Source organism: Candidatus Seongchinamella marina (genome assembly GCF_026262685.1).
Taxonomy (GTDB): Bacteria; Pseudomonadota; Gammaproteobacteria; order Pseudomonadales; family Halieaceae; genus Halioglobus; species Halioglobus marinus.
Genome location: NZ_SHNP01000001.1, coordinates 623,772 through 643,002 on the forward strand (window position 1 = coordinate 623,772; position 19,231 = coordinate 643,002).

A 19,231-nucleotide genomic window follows, 5' to 3' on the forward strand; every position below is an offset into this window, starting at 1 on the left:
GATGTTGATGCGACAACTGGACTCCCAACAAACCGGGTTCGATCAGATGCTTGACGAGCTGACCGCCTGGGAGGATGAGCTGGATCTGGCGGTGAACGACACTGTGCGCCGGGTGCTGGGTGATATCTCCAGTCGCGGTGATGCGGCGTTGCTTGAATATACTGCGCAATTTGATCAGTTGGAGGTGGCGAGCGCTGCCGACCTTGAAGTTGATCAACAGCGCCTGCGACAAGCACTTGAGTCAATCACAGCTGAGCACAGAGATGCGTTGGAGCAAGCAGCCGAGCGTATACGTGAATATCACCAGCACCAACTGCAAGAGAGCTGGCAGTACCGTGATGCCGCGGGCAACCTGCTTGGCCAGCAAATTTCGCCATTGCAGTGCGCTGGCATATACGTGCCGGGAGGCAAGGCGAGTTACCCTTCCTCGGTGCTAATGAATGCCATTCCTGCGCAGGTCGCCGGGGTAGAACAAATTATTATGGCGGTGCCGTCTCCGCGCGGAGCACTCAATGATCTGGTATTGGCGGCAGCTGCCATAGCGGGAGTTGACCGAGTGTTTACCATTGGCGGCGCGCAAGCTGTGGCCGCATTGGCATACGGTACCGAGACCGTCCCGGCAGTGGACAAAATAGTTGGGCCGGGCAATATCTACGTGGCGACCGCCAAGCGCATGGTCTTTGGGCGTGTGGGAATCGATATGATCGCTGGGCCGTCAGAAATTCTGGTGATTTGTGATGGCAGTACAAACCCCGACTGGGTTGCTATGGACCTCTTTTCACAGGCAGAGCATGACGAAAACGCCCAGGCAATATTGCTTTGCCCAGACGAGCAATACTTGTCCCAGGTAGCCGCCAGTATCAACAGGCTGCTGCCCGAAATGGAGCGAGCAGATATTATTCGCGCTTCGCTAGAGGGGCGTGGGGCCATGATTCGTACTCGCGACCTCGCCGATGCGGTAGCGATCAGTAACCGCTTGGCACCGGAGCACCTGGAGCTGTCGGTGCAAGACCCAGAGCAGCTTTTGCCTGAGATTCGGCACGCCGGTGCCATTTTTATGGGCCCCTACACTTCAGAGTCACTGGGGGACTATTGTGCTGGCCCAAATCACGTATTGCCCACTTCACGCAGTTCGCGTTTCTTCTCACCATTGGGTGTTTACGATTTTCAGAAGCGAAGCTCGGTGATTATGTGTAGCGAAGAAGGCGTTCAGCAGTTGGGTAAGGTGGCGTCGGTATTGGCCCGGGGTGAGTCCCTGACCGCCCACGCTCGCAGTGCGGAAATGCGTTTGCGCGATTAATTCGCGGGGCTGGTTTGCCCCTGAACGCCTACTACTGCGCGAAGATCCAAACTTTGCTGTTCGCGCTGCACAGAGATGCTCACCGCGTCTCCCGGTCTCAGTCGGGCAATGCTGTGCATGGTCTGGCGTCCATCGACTACCGCTTCACCGTTAATGTGAGTGATCATGTCACCCAGGCGCATGCCGGCGCGCTGTGCCGGGCTGTTTTCGCCCAGTGCCGCCACCATCAGGGCCTGTTGCTGGCCGCCAGTAGTCAGTCGAATAGGCTCCACGCTTACCCCTAACCAGCCTCTGATGACTTCGCCGTATTCGATCAGGTCGTGCATGATATAGGTTGCAAGGTTGATAGGAATCGCCAAGCTGATGCCTATACCTGTGGATGATGTTCCTCCCGGATTGCTGGAGGTGTAAATCAGGGTATTGATGCCCAAGAGCCTACCCTGGGTATCAATCAACGCGCCCCCGGAATTCCCCTGATGAATGATGGCGTCGGTTTGGATGTAATCCTCGTAGGTATTCTGTTGCAGCCCATAACGGCCAAGGGCAGAGACTATTCCCTGGGTGACCGTGTGGCCAAAACCCAGTGGATTGCCAATGGCGAGCACCACGTCGCCCACGTGCAATTGGTCAGAATCAGCCAGTTCGACAGGGGTCAGGTTGTTAAGCTCAATTTTCAGTACTGCCAGATCTGTCGCCGTATCGGTGCCAACGACCATGGCGTTTGCGGTTCTGCCATCCTGCAGAAGAACCTGAATAGCATCTGCTCCGGCGATGACATGGTGATTGGTGAGTATGTGCCCCTGATCGCTCATGATGACTCCCGAACCCAGAGAGCGCTCTATGCGCTGGCGCGGCATGCGCCTTGCCATGCGCTCATTGAGCAGGGGGCTTTTTCCTTTGTTGACCAGCTTGGCAATGTAAATGTTCACTACCGCAGGGCTGGCTTTGCTTACAGCCTGGGCATAGGTGACGGGCGTGCTGCTGTCAGAACTGCCGTTACCATTGCCCGGGAGCACCCAGTGGTCGAGGATTAGCAAGGCGGCCAGCAGGCCGGCAATGGCCGGCCAGGTGATGTATTTGAGGCTGTCTCTCATGTAGTGTGTGAGCTCTATCCTGCGGTAAAGTAGTGATGCTGGTCGGCCTGCGTGGCAGGCCTCTTTGCATTGTATATGAAGCGGGCTTCCCGCGAACAGGAATTAGCATCCATGAGCACTCCTCTTGATTCAATCCTCAGCTGGCTTGACGAAACTCTGCAGCCTGGCAGCTTTCGCGATTATTGTCCCAATGGCCTGCAGGTTGAAGGAAAGGCGGAGGTTGTAAAGCTCGCTACCGGGGTTACGGCCAACCAGGCTGTGCTGGACAAAGCTATCGACTGGGGTGCTGACGCTTTGTTGGTGCATCACGGTTACTTTTGGAAGGGAGAGGCCGCGCCAGTTGTGGGGATGAAGCGCAACAGGCTGGCCGCCTTGCTGTCCAATGAAGTGAGCTTGCTGGCTTACCACTTGCCACTGGACGCTCATCCGACACTGGGCAACAACGCTCGCCTGGGGCAACTTCTGGGCATTGCGTCCGTGGCGCCCTTGCAACCGGAAGATCCATATTCCGTTGGCAATGTCGGAGATCTAGAGGTATCAGCCGGAACGCTGTGTGACAAACTGAGGGCTTTGACCGGAAGAGATCCAATGCTGATAGGTGACCGGGAGCGGACCTTGAAGCGAGTTGCCTGGTGCACTGGTGCGGCGCAATCGTACATCGATGCCGCCGTGGTCGCAGGGGCGGATGCATTTATTACCGGGGAAATTTCCGAACAGACTGTACATGTCGCAAGGGAGGAGGGCATCGCTTTTATCGCCGCCGGGCACCATGCAACCGAACGTTATGGTGTGCAAGCGGTTGGCGAGGCGCTGGCGCGTAAATTCAGCCTGGAGCACCGATTTTTTGATGAAGATAACCCCGCCTGAATAACTTCTCTGGGATCAGGCTTGAGAGGCTTCTGCGGTTTTCGCTTCCATTGCATTGCGGTCCAGGCCGAACTCTTCGTTGAGCATGCCCTTCTCGTCAGGAGAGGTTTTTGGGGCGTAGTCCAATGGCGGCTGAGCACTTGCCAGGTTAGCGGGTATTTCGCTGGGGTCGCGTTGATTTTGCAATTGGTCGAGGGCGACTGGGCCGTTACCCTGGCACAGGTCGGCAGCGCCTTTGGCAAGATGGTTGTGAACGTCGCGATAGCTTTCGGTGAGGTTGTTGAGTAAGCGCGCCGTGTCGGAAAAGTGCTCTACCACCTCATTTTCATAAGCTTTGTTGTCCTGTAGCACCTGATCCAGCTTGCGTTCTACTTCCCGGTGCCTCTGTCCGGAGGGAGAGCTTTGGTGACCCCATAGTAAACCCAGACCGAGTCCTACAATGAGTCCTGCGGCGGCGCCGACAATAACAATGGTCAAGCTGTACACGGTGTTTTCCTTCTACCGACATGTTGATAAACGAGAGTATAACCCTTAATCCACAGGGTGCCATAGGGCGCAGTCTGTTGATGTCGGTAGCGTTGCCATCTGCAGGGCCTGTGGTTAAAGTGTGCCGCCGATAATGAGCAACAGGAAACAGGATGTCGACCCCCTGGCAGCGCTACCAGGACGATCTTCAACGGGAGGGGTTTTCTCATGACCCCGCCCAGGAGGAGGCAGTGCGTTTGTTGCAGGATCTCTACGAGCGGTTACTGGAGCGCAACCGTGGCGGCGAGACCGGCTTCTCTGCGTTGATTAAAAGGTTCAGGAAACAGGCTCCCGAGCCAGAGCAGGGGCTTTACCTGTGGGGTGGGGTTGGTCGCGGTAAGACCTACCTGGTGGATACGTTTTATGATTGCCTGCCGTTTGAGCGTAAGCTGCGCGTGCATTTTCACCGCTTTATGCAGCGAGTCCACGGCGATCTCACCCGACTTGAAGGCGAGGTGAATCCGTTGGAAATGGTCGCCGACCGCCTGGCGGAAGAGGCTCTGGTGGTCTGTTTTGATGAGTTCTTTGTTACTGATATTGGCGATGCCATGATTCTGGGAGGCCTTATGGAAGCATTGTTTGCTCGCGGCGTCACCTTGGTCGCGACTTCCAATATTGTGCCCCAAAATTTGTACCAGAATGGTTTGCAACGGCAGCGCTTCCTGCCGGTGATCGCACTGGTTGAAAAATATACAAAAGTGGTCAACGTTGATGCCGGCGTGGATTATCGATTGCGCACCTTGCAGCAGGCGGAGCTCTACCACTGCCCGCTGGATGAGGCTGCTGATATCAGCCTGCGGCAGAGCTTTGACGCACTTGCCGTAGAGCCGGGGCGACATTGGGAGCGAATCCAGATTAATGGTCGCTATCTGACAGTGCGTTGTATGGCTGACGATGTCGCCTGGTTTGATTTCGCCGAGTTATGCGACGGGCCCCGATCACAGAACGATTACATTGAATTGGCACGCATTTTTCACGCGGTGTTGCTCTCTGGTGTGCCGGCGTTTGATAAAGACCAGAATGATCAAGCGCGTCGCTTTATTAACCTGGTGGATGAGTTCTATGATCGTAACGTGAAGTTAATGCTAACGGCCGAGAAATCCTTGTTGGAGCTGTATGGTGGCGGCAGCCTTGAGTTCGAGTTTCAGCGCACTCAGTCGCGCCTGCAGGAGATGCAATCCCATGAATATTTGGCCCGGGAACACCGCCCCTGAGCCTTGTTGCAGCCAGTGTCTAAACCCGGTCTGACTCAAAGCTGTAATATTCCCACTTGCGGACGGTCGCGCCAGGCCGGTAAGTCGCGAAATTTATTCAACTTTCTGCTTGAAAAGGGTGCTTCCATTGATTAGTATTCGCGCTCTCGAAATTGGAGCCCTCCAAGAGGCAAATATTGATGAAAACTTATAGTGCCAAAGCAGAAGATGTGTCCCGCGACTGGTTCGTGGTAGACGCTTCTGACAAGACATTGGGGCGCCTGGCCAGTGAAATTGCGCATCGTTTGCGCGGCAAGCATAAAGCCGAATACACACCTCACGTCGACACTGGTGACTACATCGTAGTGATCAATGCGGAGAAAGTGCGTGTAACCGGAGCCAAGGCGACCGACAAGATTTACCACAGCCACACCGGATACCCCGGTGGCCTGAAATCAATTTCTTTTGAGAAGTTGATCGATAAGGCCCCCGAGCGCGTTATTCAGGGTGCAGTAAAGGGCATGTTGCCGCGCAACCCGCTGGGCCGCGCCATGTTCAAAAAGCTGAAAGTGTATGCGGGTAATGACCATCCGCACACTGCACAGCAGCCCCAGGCACTGAACATTTAACGGATATTATTTATGTCAGCTACCCAATATTACGGAACCGGTCGTCGCAAGACGTCCACTGCGCGTGTTTTCTTGCAAAGCGGCGCGGGCAATATCACTATCAACAAACGTCCTCTGGACCAGTACTTCGGCCGTGAAGTCGCACGTATGATTGTGCGTCAACCGCTGGAACTCGTTGAATTGAATGATAAATTTGATATCAACGTCACTGTTCAGGGCGGCGGCAGCTTCGGCCAGGCCGGCGCAATTCGTCACGGTATTACCCGTGCGTTGATGGAATATGACGAATCTCTGCGCGGTTCACTGCGTGGTGCGGGTTATGTGACTCGCGATGCTCGCGAAGTCGAGCGTAAGAAGGTTGGTCTGCGCAAGGCGCGTAAGCGTCCTCAGTTCTCCAAGCGATAAGCTGGAGTGGCCCCTTATTCGGGGTTCTGGGACAGAATCAAAGCGTCCGCTCGCAAACAGGGTGGACGTTTTTTTATGCCCCGAATTTGTCCTTGATGGATTGCAATTTCTCGGCCAAAAGGCTTTGAAATCAAGGCGTTTGCCTTGTAACAAAGGGCTAAAATCATTAGTATTTGCCCTTTCGTGAGAAGTGGTTTTCGGGGCGAGATTCCAATCGCCCACCCGCTTCAAATCTAGGAGAGAACAGCATGAGTAGCGATGGCGTAAATACCGGCAGGAGAAAGTTCCTGACGGCTGCCACCAGTGCGGTAGGCGTTGCCGGCGCGGTAGGCGTAGCAGTGCCTTTTCTGGGGTCTTGGAACCCGTCCGCCAAGGCCAAAGCGGCAGGTGCACCAGTCAAGGCCGACATCGGCAAGCTGGAGCCCGGTCAAATGGTGGTGATTGAATGGCGTGGTAAGCCTGTTTACGTGATGCATCGTACCCCTGCGCAGCTTGAGGCGCTCCCGGAACTGAACAGCGTTCTCAAGGATCCCGAGTCCGAAGTCTCTGACCAGCCCGCTTACATCACCGGGGTTGATCGCGCCATCCGGCCTGAGCTATTAGTTCTGGTCGGTCTGTGTACACACCTTGGCTGTGCACCGAAATTCCGTCCCGAAGTCGGCGCTGCTGACCTGGGTGGCGATGAGTGGTTAGGTGGGTTCTTCTGCCCTTGTCATGGTTCAAAATTTGACCTGTCTGGCCGCGTCTATAGTGGCGTTCCCGCTTCCAAGAACCTGGAAGTGCCCCCTTATTCGTTTGAGGGTGACAATGTTCTGGTAATTGGTGTGGACTCGGAGGCCGCCTGATGAACAATATGCTGATAGGTTTACGCGACTGGGTTGACGCCCGCCTGCCCATTGTTCGGGCCTGGGATACACACATGGGCAAGTACTACGCGCCCAAGAATTTCAACTTCTGGTATTTCTTCGGGGTTCTGTCCCTGTTGGTGCTGGTCAACCAACTGCTCACCGGCATTTGGCTGACAATGAACTATACCCCCAGCAGCGAAGAGGCCTTCGCATCTGTGGAATACATCATGCGCGATGTCGATTACGGCTGGCTGCTGCGATATATGCACTCCACCGGCGCTTCGGCGTTCTTTGTGGTGATATATCTGCATATGTTCCGCGCCATGCTATATGGCTCCTATAAAAAGCCGCGCGAGCTCATCTGGATGTTCGGGATGTTGATCTTTGTGGTGCTGATGGCTGAGGCTTTTGTCGGTTATGTGTTGCCTTGGGGGCAGATGTCTTACTGGGGCGCTCAGGTCATTATCTCATTGTTCGGGGCGATTCCGGTGGTGGGCGAGGATATTGTGACCTGGATACGCGGAGACTACTTGATCTCCGGTGCGACCCTGAATCGATTCTTCGCATTGCACGTGGTCGCGCTACCGATCGTTTTGCTCGCGCTGGTGGTCTTGCACTTGTTGGCTCTTCACGAGGTAGGCTCCAACAATCCCGATGGCGTCGACATTAAGAAGCACAAGGACGAAAACGGCGTACCGCTGGATGGCGTTGCGTTCCATCCTTACTACACCGTGCATGACCTGCAGGCGATTGCAGTGTTCTTATTTATTTTCTGCGCAGTGATCTTCTTCTTGCCCGAAATGGGTGGTTACTTCCTAGAATTTGCCAATTTCGAAGAGGCGAATGGCCTGAAAACACCAGAACACATCGCGCCTGTTTGGTATTTCACGCCGTTTTATTCAGTGTTGCGCGCGGTACCTGATAAATTTTGGGGCTTTATATTTTTCGCAGCCTCTGTCGCTATTCCCTTCCTACTGCCGTGGCTGGATCGCAGCCCGGTAAGATCCTGGCGTTATCGGGGCAACATCACCAAGACGATGCTGGTGTTGTTCGTTGCGAGCTTCTTGATCCTGGGTGTGCTGGGTGTGAAATCGCCCACGCCGGAGCGCACTATCCTTGCGCAGATTTGCTCCGTGTTCTACTTCGCTTTCTTCCTGCTGATGCCGATCTGGTCGTCGCTGGATAAGACCAAGCCAGTGCCAGAGCGCATTACTATGGACGGCGGTATAGGCTTCTGGGGCAGCATGGGTGGTCTTGCTTTAATTCTGGCACTGACCATTATTCCTCTCAAGGCGGTGGGTGCTGAGTCTGCTCACGCCTGCGGAGCGATCGACTGTGATGAATTTGTCGCTGACCCTTCTGATCAATCCTCCTTGCAAAACGGCGCCAAGCTATACATGAACTACTGTATGGGTTGCCATTCCCTGAAGTACTCCCGCTACAATCGCGTCGCGGCAGACCTGGGGATTCCTGAGGATCTGATGCAGGCTAATCTGATGTTCGATCCGTCCGTCAAAATTGGCGCGCTGATGGATAACGCCATGGACGACCGCACGGCCAAGGTATGGTTCGGTGCGACTCCTCCTGATTTGACCCTGGTTTCTCGCGCTCGCCAGCCAGAGTGGCTGTACACTTACCTGCGCAACTTCTACAAAGACGACAGTCGCCCTTATGGCGTGAATAATCGCGTTTTCAAAGACGTGGGTATGCCCCATGTGATGCTAGAGCTGCAGGGTATGCAGGAGTGCGCTATGGGCCCGATTGCGGCTGGAAACGGCGGCGTAAAGCGTGATCCGCTCACCGGCGAGGATATTCTTGAAGACCCATGCGGTAATTTTAACATTACTGCCGAGGGCAATATGAGCCCCGAAGCATTCGACACCGCGATTTACGATCTGGTGAACTTTCTGGCTTACACTGCCGAGCCCATGGCTGCGGAACGTAAGCGCACCGGCATTTTCGTTTTGCTGTTTATCACATTGTTTTTTGTGTTCGCCTGGTTACTTAACCGCGAGTACTGGAAAGACGTACACTGATCAACTGAGGTCAGAGCTCGCGGTGTGACCATGGTCACGCCGCATTTGTTTTTTTAGAAAACCAACTGAGGAATTTTCGATGGGTGTTGTGGCAAAGCGATCTTCAATGATCTTTTTTTCTGATCCAACCAGTCACTATAGCCATCGAGTGCGTATCGTTCTGGCCGAAAAGGGCGTGACGGTAGACATGATCGAGACGGATGCACTCCATCCTCCGACCGAGTTGTCTGAGTTGAACCCTTATAACAGCCTGCCTACTCTGGTCGACCGTGACCTGGTGCTCTATGAGTCCAAGGTAATGATGGAGTATCTGGATGAGCGCTTTCCGCATCCGCCGCTGTTGCCGGTATATCCAGTAGCGCGAGCAGAAAGCCGTCTCCTGATCCATCGTATCGAAAAGGACTGGTGCGCGCTGGTTGATTCTATTCAGCATACACGCAGCGAGAATGTGATCAAGAAAGCGACCAAAGAGCTGAAAGACGGCATCACTGGAATCGCCCCGATTTTTGCGGAGAAGCCATTTTTCATGAGTGAAGAGTTCACTCTGGTGGATTGCTGCATAGCACCTATCCTGTGGCGTCTGCCTTCGCTCGGTGTTGATATTCGCTCCTCCAAGCAGACCAAACCTCTTTTGGCCTATATGGATGCCCTGTTTGCCCGCGAGTCTTTCCAGGAAAGCCTTTCCGAGCAGGAACGCGAGATGCGCTCTTAAGAGCGCATTATCGACAACCTTTTAAGGATGTCCATGACCCCCAGTCGCCCTTACATCATGCGCGCTCTCTATGAGTGGATTGTTGACAACGGCTGCACCCCCTACATTCTCGTCGATGCTGCCATTGACAACGTCATGGTGCCTGAGCAATACGTCAAAGATGACCAGATCGTGCTTAATATTTCACCAACAGCGGTCATGGAGCTGAATATCTCTAATGATGCAGTGGCGTTTAATGGTCGCTTCGGTGGTGTCGCCACAGATATTTTCGTCCCGGTCAGTGCTGTTATTGGTATCTACGCTCGAGAAAATGGCCAGGGCATGGTGTTTGAACCCGAAGAAGAAGTCGAAATACCGCCGGACGATACCCCACCTGAACCGCATAACCCTGAAGGTCGGCCCTCTCTTAAAATCGTTAAGTAAGTCGGTAGTTCCCACTCGACCATGGAGAACTGGCTCGCTTGGACGCCCATAAAAGCTATTCTCAATAAAATATCCAAGAGTTTGCTGCTGCGCACCGGGAACAGCGGTACACTTTCCCAATGACCCAGTTCGTTCATTTACGCCTCCACTCCGAATTTTCCATTGTCGATGGTCTAGTCCGCCTAAAACCGTTGATGAGCCGCGTTGCCGAGCTCGGTATGCCTGCGGTGGCTGTCACTGATGTCAGTAACTTTTACGGATTGGTAAAAGTCCACAAGAGCGCTTTCAGCGCCGGTGTTCAGCCCATCTTTGGCACCGATCTCAGGGTGTTGGACGCGGACGACCCGGAGAAGTCCTATCCTTTGTGCCTGCTGGCAATGAACCAGACTGGTTACCATAATCTTACGCTGTTGATCTCGCGCTCTTACACTGAGGGTCAGTACCTAGGTGTCCCTTACGTAAAAAAGGCTTGGTTGGAAGAGTGTGCGGAGGGTGTGATTGCCCTGTCTGCAGGGGCGAGAGGCGATATTGGCCAGGCGATTATAGGCGAAAAGTCCGAGCTGGCAGTGGCCCGCGCAAAATATTGGATGGCTCTATATCCGCAACGTTTCTATCTGGAGTTACATCGCACGGGCCGGGAGGGAGATGAAACTCATCTTCACGGAGCAGTGAACCTGGCTGCCCAGCTTCAGTGTCCGGTGGTGGCCACTAACGATGTTCGTTTTCTTGACGCCTCAGAGTTTGAGGCCCATGAGGCGCGAGTCTGTATCGGGGAAGGGCGCACCCTGGATGACCCAAGGCGTGCGCGATCCTATACCGAACAACAGTATCTCCGTTCGCCCGAAGAGATGACGGAGTTGTTCGCCGATATTCCCGAGGCGTTGGCCAATACAGTGCAAATTGCCCGCCGCTGTAATGTGGTGTTGGAATTGGGTAAGCCGTATCTGCCTGATTATCCCGTGCCTGAGGGCATGACCATGGACGAGTTTTTCCGGCAGCTGTCTCACGACGGACTGGATGCGCGCCTGGAGGCCCTGTTCGATAGCTCGGCGGATGACTTTCCTGCAAAACAGAAGCAGTACAGGGAGCGACTGGAATTCGAACTGGAGACCATTGTCCAGATGGGCTTCCCCGGTTATTTTCTTATCGTGATGGACTTTATTCGCTGGGCCAAGCAACACGACATTCCGGTGGGTCCGGGACGAGGTTCAGGCGCTGGTTCCCTAGTGGCTTACGCCATGGAAATTACTGACCTGGACCCTCTTGAGTACGACCTGCTATTCGAGCGCTTTCTCAATCCAGAGCGGGTATCCATGCCCGATTTTGATGTTGATTTCTGTATGGATAAGCGCGATCAGGTAATCGACTATGTGGCGGATACATACGGTCGCGAGGCGGTGTCACAAATTATCACCTTTGGCACGATGGCAGCCAAGGCGGTGGTGCGTGACGTGGCGCGAGTTCAGGGTAAGTCTTATGGACTCGCTGACAAATTGTCGAAGTTGATTCCGTTTGAAGTGGGAATGACCCTGGAAAAGGCGCTAGAGCAGGAGGAGGCGCTAAAGGAGTTTCTTGCTGAAGACGAGCAAGCCCAGGAAATCTGGGACATGGCGGAACAACTGGAGGGAGTCACCCGAGGTGTGGGCAAACACGCAGGCGGTGTGGTTATCGCGCCCTCCAAACTCACCGACTTTTCGCCGCTGTTTTGTGACGAGAGCGGCTCTGGCCTGGTAACCCAGTACGACAAGGGCGACGTAGAAGATGCGGGTCTGGTGAAGTTTGACTTCCTGGGTCTGCGCACTCTCACCATTATCGACTGGGCGGTGAAAATGATAAACACCGTCAGGGATACAGACGGGCAAGCACCGCTGGATATCATGCAGATACCGTTGGATGATCAGCCCAGTTTTACTTTGCTTAAGTCTGCAAAGACTACCGCAGTGTTCCAGTTGGAATCCAGCGGTATGAAGGACTTGATTGAGCGTCTGCAACCCGACTGCTTCGAGGACATCGTCGCATTAGTGGCGCTGTTTCGCCCAGGGCCATTGCAATCAGGCATGGTTGACAACTTTATCAATCGTAAGCACGGCAGGGAGGAACTCTCTTTCCCCGATGCCAAGTGGCAGCACGAGTGGCTCAAGCCTATTTTGCAGCCCACCTACGGCATTATCCTTTACCAAGAGCAGGTGATGCAGATTGCTCAGGAACTGGCGGGCTATACCCTGGGTGGCGCAGACATGTTGCGCCGGGCCATGGGTAAGAAAAAACCCGAAGAGATGGCCAAGCAACGGACGATTTTTGAAGAGGGTGCCAAGTCCAAGGGTGTCGATAGCGAGCTGGCGATGAGGATCTTCGACCTTGTAGAAAAATTTGCGGGCTACGGTTTCAACAAATCGCACTCCGCTGCCTATGCGCTCGTTTCATACCAGACCTGCTGGCTCAAGACTCACTATCCCGCCCCCTTCATGGCCGCGGTGATGAGTTCTGAACTCGACAATACAGACAAGACTGTGGTGTTCGTCGACGAGTGCAAACGGATGAAGTTGTCGTTGAAATTGCCAGATGTCAACGAAGGACAGTACATGTTCACAGTGAATGCGCAGGGTGACATCATTTATGGTCTGGGCGCTATTAAGGGACTGGGGGAAGGGCCGGTTGAGATCATTCTTGCAACTCGTGAAACAGACGGCCCCTTCACCGACTTGTTTGATTTCTGCGCCCGAACCGATCCCCGAAAAGTAAATCGTAAGGCTATCGAGGCGCTTATCCGCTCGGGGGCATTGGATTCCCTGGGTGAGACCCGGTGGGTATTGATGGCGAGTATGGAAGATGCGCTTAAGGCAGCCGAGCAAAGTGCCAGTAATCGAGATGCGGGTATCGATGACTTGTTTGGCGAAGTCGTACCCAGCCAGGAAAATGGAACAGAGGATGTTTATGCGGGCTTTCGCAAGGTGCGTCCCTGGACAGATAAAGAGCGCCTGGGCGGCGAACGGGACACCCTGGGCTTATACATTACCGGACACCCTATCGATGAGTATCAGGTAGAAATTAGAAAATTTGCCCCCAAGCGTATTGTAGATGTGCGTCCTGACAAACAGGGTAACCAACTGCTGGTCGGGCTGATTATGGCTACCCGAACAATGAATACTCAACGAGGAACGATGGCAGTACTCACTCTGGATGACAGCAGTGCGCAGATGGAGGTGACTCTTTTCTCGGAAGTCTATAACCAGTTCCGCGAGCTATTGGTCAAGGACACCATCGTGCTGATAGAGGGTAAAGTGCAGCAGGATGACCGCAGCGGTAAGCCGGTCGTGCGTGCCAGCGGTGTGCGAAGCATTGATGAGGCGCGTCAAAGCTACGCTTCAAGACTCACCCTGAGGGTCAATGCCGAGCGATTCGATGATCATTTTACAACGCGATTGGAGCAAATTCTTGCGGGAGCAGCGGGAGGTCGCTGTCCGGTGAGTATCGATTATTTGCAGCAAAGCAACAGGGCCAGAGTGCACCTGAGTGAGCGATGGCGCGTTGTTCCCAGCGACGAGTTAATCCAGATCTTGCGGGATGAACTGGGACATGAGCAGGTAGCACTGGAGTATTGAGTTTGAAATATCTCCACGCCCTTCTTTTTTGCTTGCTGTTATCTTCGTGCACCGCGACGCCGCAACTTGGCTGTCCCTATGAAGGCGAGCCCGATTTTGCATTTGCAGCCGGTTGCCTGGCCGTCGCTCATGGAAAAGTGCTGGTCGTCGATTCACGCACCGGTGGCTTGACTCCTCCAGGGGGCAAGTCGAGAGAAGGTGAGTCTGCGCAGTGCGCTGCCCACAGGGAAACTCTGGAAGAGACCGGCCTAAGCCTGATTCCAGGAAAGCTCCTGACTGTATTCGACACGGGCTTTCATTTGTATGCTTGCGCTATTCACCCGGATTCTGGCCAAATTGCTCCCGCGGTAATGGAGGTCAGGCGGAGCTTTTGGCTGGATTTAGCTAGTTTTGATTCAGTCCAATGGCGCTACCCCGGCCAGCAAAATATTTTGCGCGATATATTGATGTCCAATGTAAGTGCTGACACTAGCGATACGCAGGCTGATTAACGATCGAGGCAATAGCACTTCCAGTGCTGTTTTTCACACACCTGATGAAGGAGAAACCACTCGTGCCGAACACAGATAAAATTGAAGCTGCGGTGTTCCGCCGCTTATTGGAACACCTGGACGGCCGCAAGGACGCCCAGAACATCGACCTTATGAATCTTGCGGGTTTTTGCCGTAATTGTTTATCGAAGTGGTACATGGCGGCTGCAGAGGAAGAAGGTGTCGATGTAGACTATGATCAGGCTAGGGAGAGGGTGTATGGCATGCCCTACAGTGAATGGAAGCAGAAACACCAGAAAGCAGCGACTCCCGAACAGTTGGCTTCTTTTGAGAAAAACAAACCTGCAAACTAATGTGATAATTTTAATGTGTTTTTTCTCAGCAATAGCGTACCGAGGTATGCAAGTAAATTGAACGAACCAAGAGGGCATTTTCGTGAGACTACATAAATTATTAGCCGGTGCGGGCATCGTTGTCGGTGCCGCGCTTGCCTTTCCTGTCTGGGCTGCCGAGAAGCCCAATATCCTGGTTTTTTGGGGGGACGATATAGGCATAAGCAATATCAGTGCCTACAGCGATGGCATCATGGGTTACAAAACGCCGAACATCGATCGCATCGCCGAAGAGGGCATGCGTTTTACCGATTACTATGGCGATCAGAGCTGTACGGCGGGACGTTCCAGTTTCATTACCGGACAAACGCCTTTGCGCACTGGCCTTTCCAAAGTGGGGCTGCCGGGAGCGGAGTTAGGTATTACTGATCGCGATATCACGATTGCTGAGGTACTCAAGACCGAGGGTTACGCCACTGGCCAGTTCGGTAAGAACCACCTGGGCGATAAAGATGAAAATCTGCCGACCAATCACGGTTTTGATGAGTTCTTGGGGAACTTATATCACCTGAATGCGGAGGAAGAGCCCGAAGATGTTGATTACCCTCAGGACCCGGCTTTTCGCAAGATGTTTGGCCCGCGTGGCGTGATTCATTCCTATGCTGATGGTCGTATCGAGGATACCGGTGCACTGACTCGCAAGCGTATGGAAACCGTTGATGAGGAATTCGCTGCGGCAGCCCAGAAGTTCATCGACAAGTCGGTAAAGGCCGACAAGCCATTTTTCGTTTGGCTAAACACCACTGGAATGCACTTTCGTACCCATCCGGCGAAGAAGCATTTAGGCAAGTCCGGACAGGATTACTATAACGACGTGATGGTGGCTCACGATGAGCTTGTCGGACTAATGCTGGACCAGTTAGACGAGCTCGGTATTGCTGAAAATACAATAGTGTTTTACTCCACGGATAACGGAGTTCATTACAACACTTGGCCAGATGCCGGTATTACGCCCTTTCGCAGTGAAAAAAATTCAAACTGGGAAGGAGCTTACCGTGTTCCTGCTGTCGTTCGTTGGCCTGCGAAGATCGCGCCTGGGCAAGTTTCCAATGAGATTATGTCGCACCTGGACTGGATGCCCACACTGGTAGCAGCTGCGGGTGACAGCGGTCTTAAGGAAGATTTGCTGAAAGGTAAGCGCGTGGGCAGCAAGAACTCCAAACTGCACCTCGATGGTTATAACTTCCTGCCTTACTTAAGCGGGCAAGTGGAAAATGGCCCACGGCGAGAATTCGTTTATCATAATGATGGCGGTATGCCCGTTTGTATTCGAGTCGGCGATTGGAAAGTGGTGTACGCAGAGAATCGCGGCAAGACCATGGCCCTGTGGGCCGAGCCCGAAGTGACATTGCGCATACCAAAGCTGTTTCATTTACGTCGAGACCCATTTGAGAGAGCAGATCACAACTCCAATACCTACTGGGACTGGGCCATCGATAAAGCAGCCAGGGTGTACATGGGGAGTGCAGTAACGACTCAATACTTACAGACTTTTGGTGAATATCCACCGAGCCAGAAGCCGGATTCCTGGTCTATCGATAAATTGACTGACAGGTTCCTGCCGGACCGCTAAGCCCCGCGGGGGTGCTCAGCGAGACTGCAGCCCCCCCTTTTTGTCAGCACCAAACAAGCGCGCCTTTAAGCGGCTTCTACCATAGGCAAGATCTCCGCCTATAGAGTATAAAGCCGGCACCATAAGCAGTGTTACAAACAGTGCAAACAATACCCCAAATGCGAGCGAGAGCACCGCGGGCTTCAGAAACTGCGCGTTCGTAGCTTCTTCTGCCATGATTGGAAGTAGCCCGACGAAAGTAGTAACGGTGGTAAGAAGGATGGGGCGGAAGCGATTGACTCCCGCATCCACGATGGAGTTGCGTAAGGAATTTCCCTGTTCACGCAGGCGTCCTATGTAATCGACTAATACCAGGTTGTCGTTGACTACCACACCTGCAGCAGCGCCAATTCCAAACCAGGAAAACATTGCCATGGGTACGCCAAACAACAGGTGGCCGAAAATAGCGCCCATAAAGCCAAACGGTATGGCCGTCATCACCAGCAACGGCAACCAGTAGGAGCGAAATGCGATGGCGATCAGGGTATACATCATGAACAGGGCAATTGCATAAAGCGCCAAAATTTCGGTAAAAAATTGTTCCTCTTCTTCCTGTTGTCCGCCTTTGAGAACTTCTAGCCCAGGATAGTTTTGCGTCAGGCTGGGGATGAAATTGTCAGTCACGTCTTTGGTGATATCCCCCATCATGTCATGGTTCATGTCAGCCCTGACTCGGATGTAACGCTCGCCATTGCGGCGCTGAATACGCTGTACGCCGGCTGACAGTTCAATGTCGACGACGGATAACAGCGGGACTTCACGGCCATCGGCAGTGCGTACTCTGAAGTTGTTCAGGCTCGATAGATTACGCCGTACTTCCTTCGGATATTTGACCATCACCTTGGCATCACCATTTGGCCGCGGCAGACGCTGAACCTCCTCACCATAGTACGCCTGGCGAACCTGTCGCGAGACGTCCGCGAGAGTGATGCCTAATTTTTCGGCGCCGGGCCGCAAATTCAGAATGATTTCTTCTGATTCGCCGCGCTGGCTATCGCGCACGAAATAAGTGCCCTCATAGTTTGTAAGGTGCTCTCTCAATGCACGCGAGGCCTTTTTTAATTGTTCAGGGTCTCTGTGCTTTAACAAATAGGTCACATCAGCATCGTTGCCAGTGAGGGAATAGTTCACTTCGATTTGGTCGGCGTCAGGTATTTCACCGACCAGGTCTCGAAGTCGCTCAGCGGCTTCTTTTGCAGACATATCTCTGACCGTTGGAGAGGCCAGTTTTACGATAGCAATTACACTATCCCGGCGAGACCGTGTGTACCACCCCTCAATCAATTGGCCGCTACCTTCACCGCGCTCGGCGCGCTCATCTACTTCAGCAATCAGCTGTAGTTCAGCTTCCTGGAGCTGATCAAGCACTTCCAGTGCACGAGCGTAAGGCGTGCCATTGGGGAGCGTTACATTGATGTAGATCTGCTCTGACTCCACCTGTGGCATAAAATAAAACTTAACCCAGCCGCTTGAAAAAATACCCACACTGAGAATGAATGCTCCGGTAAAAATGCTGGTGGTGAGATAGCGATGTTTAACGGCCCAACTCAATATGGGCCGGTAGATATTTTCTGCAAAGTCGATAATGCTGTGTTCGATTTTTTGTTGCGTTTTGGCGAGACCGCGCAGCTCTTTGCGCGGTTCCAAATGGCCCAGATGGGAAGGCAGAATAAAGAAAGCTTCGATCAGTGAAATGGTTAGGGCGACCGTGATGACGATGCTCAACTGCCGAGTCATTTGTGAAGCTTCACCGGTAACAAACAGCCAGGGCGCAAACGCGATCATAGTGGTAAGTACAGCGAAGATGACCGGTCGGGAGACTGAAAATGCTCCTTCGATCGCGGAACGTGAGCCGCCGCCGCTGACATGGGCGTGATGGTGAATGCTTTCTCCGACCACGATAGCGTCGTCGACTACGATGCCCAGGACCATCAGGAATGCGAAAGAAGACATTACGTTCATTGAAACATCGTTGCTAGGCAACAACGCAAAGGTTCCGACGAATGCTACGGCAATCCCGACAGTGACCCACAGCGCCACCTTGGGACGAAGCGATAAAATCAACACCAGGAATACCAGAACCAATCCCAGCAGCGAAGATTCGGTGATCAGATCCATTCGCTCGTTGTAAATAGAGGCTGTATCGAACCACATACTGAGTTCAACGCCCTGCGGAAGCGTCGGTCGAGTTTCCTCTATCCAGGCCTCAACAGCATTGCTGGACTTCACGACCTGCATGTTATCGGTGCTCATAGCCTGTAACAGAACTGCAGGTTGGCCATTCATGGTCGCGAGAATTTCGTTTTCTTCGAAGCCGTCAATCACTTTGGCAACGTCACCTACGCGCACCACGGCGCCCTTTGAGGTCTGCCTGATGACGATACGTTCGAAGTCAGTTTGCGAGTCAGCGAGGTTGCGCGCCCGCAGTTGAACATCGCCAGTCTCAGTTCTGACTTGTCCCGAGGATAAATTAATCGAATTCGCTCGAATCGCAGCGGCCACTTCCTCAAAGCTCAAGCTGAAACGGCGCATCGCAGACTCTGAAAGTTCGATAGTGACTTCTTCTTTTCGAGTGCCAAACAAGTTGATCGTAGAGATGTAAGGTAACGAGGCCATTTCATCTTTAAGATCTTCAGCGAGTCGGGTCAGTTCTCTTTCGCTGACATCGCCGTGGACCGCAACGCGAATCATTTCGTTGCGGCTCTGGAGACGCTGAACTCGTGGGGGTTCTATGTCTCTGGGTAACGAAGTGACTGCGTCAACGGCGCTTTTCACCTCATTAATAAAGTCGTTGATGTCGACGTTGGGATAGGTCGATACGCTGAGCTCTGCAAAACCCTCTGAAGAAGTCGAGTAGTAGTTGTATACCTGATCAACGTTTTCCAGCGACTGTTCTATGCGCGCGACAATTTGTTCTTCGACTTCTTGCGGGTTAGCTCCGGGCCAGGCGACGGTAATAGCGGCCTGGTTTATTTTAATATTGGGAAAAGCCTCTTTTTCCATGCTCTGCATGCCAAGGAAACCTGACAGCAATATTCCCAGCATCAGTAAATTTGCAGCGACAGGGTTGCGAACCCACCATGCGATGATGTTTTTCATGGC

16 protein-coding genes are annotated in these 19,231 nt (G+C 53.3%); 13 read left to right on the top strand and 3 right to left on the bottom strand.

The window, feature by feature from the left end; translation table 11 throughout:
- The first annotated feature begins 1 nt into the window (after position 1).
- Complete coding sequence (gene hisD, locus EYC87_RS02730) at positions 2-1,300, top strand: histidinol dehydrogenase (RefSeq protein WP_279251506.1); 1,299 nt, start codon at positions 2-4, stop codon at positions 1,298-1,300.
- On the opposite strand, the gene EYC87_RS02735 is transcribed toward hisD, so the two are convergent.
- Positions 1,297-2,394: a S1C family serine protease gene (locus EYC87_RS02735; RefSeq protein WP_279251507.1), complete on the bottom strand. Its 1,098-nt coding sequence runs from the start codon at positions 2,392-2,394 to the stop codon at positions 1,297-1,299. The two genes, hisD and EYC87_RS02735, sit on opposite strands and share 4 nt — an antisense overlap.
- Before the next feature lie 111 nt (positions 2,395-2,505).
- Here EYC87_RS02735 and EYC87_RS02740 point away from each other — a divergent pair, with 111 nt between their 5' ends.
- Positions 2,506-3,261, top strand: coding sequence for a Nif3-like dinuclear metal center hexameric protein (locus tag EYC87_RS02740; protein ID WP_279251508.1), 756 nt, complete (start codon positions 2,506-2,508; stop codon positions 3,259-3,261).
- A gap of 15 nt (positions 3,262-3,276) precedes the next feature.
- On the opposite strand, the gene EYC87_RS02745 is transcribed toward EYC87_RS02740, so the two are convergent.
- On the bottom strand, positions 3,277-3,747 hold the full coding sequence (locus EYC87_RS02745; RefSeq protein ID WP_279251509.1) for a Z-ring associated ZapG family protein: 471 nt from the start codon (positions 3,745-3,747) through the stop codon (positions 3,277-3,279).
- Between the two features lie 152 nt (positions 3,748-3,899).
- Here EYC87_RS02745 and zapE point away from each other — a divergent pair, with 152 nt between their 5' ends.
- The 11 genes from zapE to EYC87_RS02800 all read left to right on the top strand — a co-directional run bounded on the left by zapE (position 3,900) and on the right by EYC87_RS02800 (position 16,090).
- Positions 3,900-5,000: a cell division protein ZapE gene (gene zapE, locus EYC87_RS02750; protein ID WP_279251510.1), complete on the top strand. Its 1,101-nt coding sequence runs from the start codon at positions 3,900-3,902 to the stop codon at positions 4,998-5,000.
- 179 nt (positions 5,001-5,179) lie between these two features.
- The gene (gene rplM, locus EYC87_RS02755) at positions 5,180-5,608 is read left to right on the top strand and encodes a 50S ribosomal protein L13 (RefSeq protein ID WP_279251511.1); all 429 of its coding nucleotides are present in this window, start codon (positions 5,180-5,182) and stop codon (positions 5,606-5,608) included.
- A 12-nt stretch (positions 5,609-5,620) separates the two neighbouring features.
- Positions 5,621-6,013 carry a 30S ribosomal protein S9 gene (gene rpsI, locus EYC87_RS02760; protein ID WP_279251512.1) on the top strand — a complete coding sequence of 131 codons (393 nt, stop codon included), beginning with the start codon at positions 5,621-5,623 and terminating at the stop codon, positions 6,011-6,013.
- Between the two features lie 248 nt (positions 6,014-6,261).
- Positions 6,262-6,858 carry a ubiquinol-cytochrome c reductase iron-sulfur subunit gene (petA, locus tag EYC87_RS02765; RefSeq protein ID WP_279251513.1) on the top strand — a complete coding sequence of 199 codons (597 nt, stop codon included), beginning with the start codon at positions 6,262-6,264 and terminating at the stop codon, positions 6,856-6,858.
- Positions 6,858-8,897, top strand: coding sequence for a ubiquinol-cytochrome c reductase (locus EYC87_RS02770; RefSeq protein WP_279251514.1), 2,040 nt, complete (start codon positions 6,858-6,860; stop codon positions 8,895-8,897). Before petA ends, EYC87_RS02770 begins: the two co-directional genes overlap by 1 nt.
- Positions 8,898-8,976: 79 nt before the next feature.
- Positions 8,977-9,609 carry a glutathione S-transferase N-terminal domain-containing protein gene (locus EYC87_RS02775; protein WP_279251515.1) on the top strand — a complete coding sequence of 211 codons (633 nt, stop codon included), beginning with the start codon at positions 8,977-8,979 and terminating at the stop codon, positions 9,607-9,609.
- Between the two features lie 33 nt (positions 9,610-9,642).
- Positions 9,643-10,032 (top strand): ClpXP protease specificity-enhancing factor, encoded by a 390-nt coding sequence (locus EYC87_RS02780; protein WP_279251516.1) that lies wholly within the window; start codon positions 9,643-9,645, stop codon positions 10,030-10,032.
- A gap of 119 nt (positions 10,033-10,151) precedes the next feature.
- A complete protein-coding gene (gene dnaE / locus EYC87_RS02785; RefSeq protein ID WP_279251517.1) occupies positions 10,152-13,634 on the top strand; it encodes a DNA polymerase III subunit alpha in 3,483 nt (1,160 codons plus the stop codon).
- Positions 13,635-13,636: 2 nt separating this feature from the next.
- The gene (locus EYC87_RS02790) at positions 13,637-14,125 is read left to right on the top strand and encodes an NUDIX hydrolase (RefSeq protein WP_279251518.1); all 489 of its coding nucleotides are present in this window, start codon (positions 13,637-13,639) and stop codon (positions 14,123-14,125) included.
- A 44-nt stretch (positions 14,126-14,169) separates the two neighbouring features.
- On the top strand, positions 14,170-14,478 hold the full coding sequence (locus EYC87_RS02795) for a DUF1244 domain-containing protein (protein WP_279251895.1): 309 nt from the start codon (positions 14,170-14,172) through the stop codon (positions 14,476-14,478).
- Between the two features lie 82 nt (positions 14,479-14,560).
- A complete protein-coding gene (locus EYC87_RS02800) occupies positions 14,561-16,090 on the top strand; it encodes an arylsulfatase (RefSeq protein WP_279251519.1) in 1,530 nt (509 codons plus the stop codon).
- Between the two features lie 15 nt (positions 16,091-16,105).
- Here EYC87_RS02800 and EYC87_RS02805 read toward each other — a convergent pair whose 3' ends face one another.
- Positions 16,106-19,228 (bottom strand): efflux RND transporter permease subunit, encoded by a 3,123-nt coding sequence (locus tag EYC87_RS02805; protein WP_279251520.1) that lies wholly within the window; start codon positions 19,226-19,228, stop codon positions 16,106-16,108.
- Positions 19,229-19,231 lie beyond the last annotated feature (3 nt).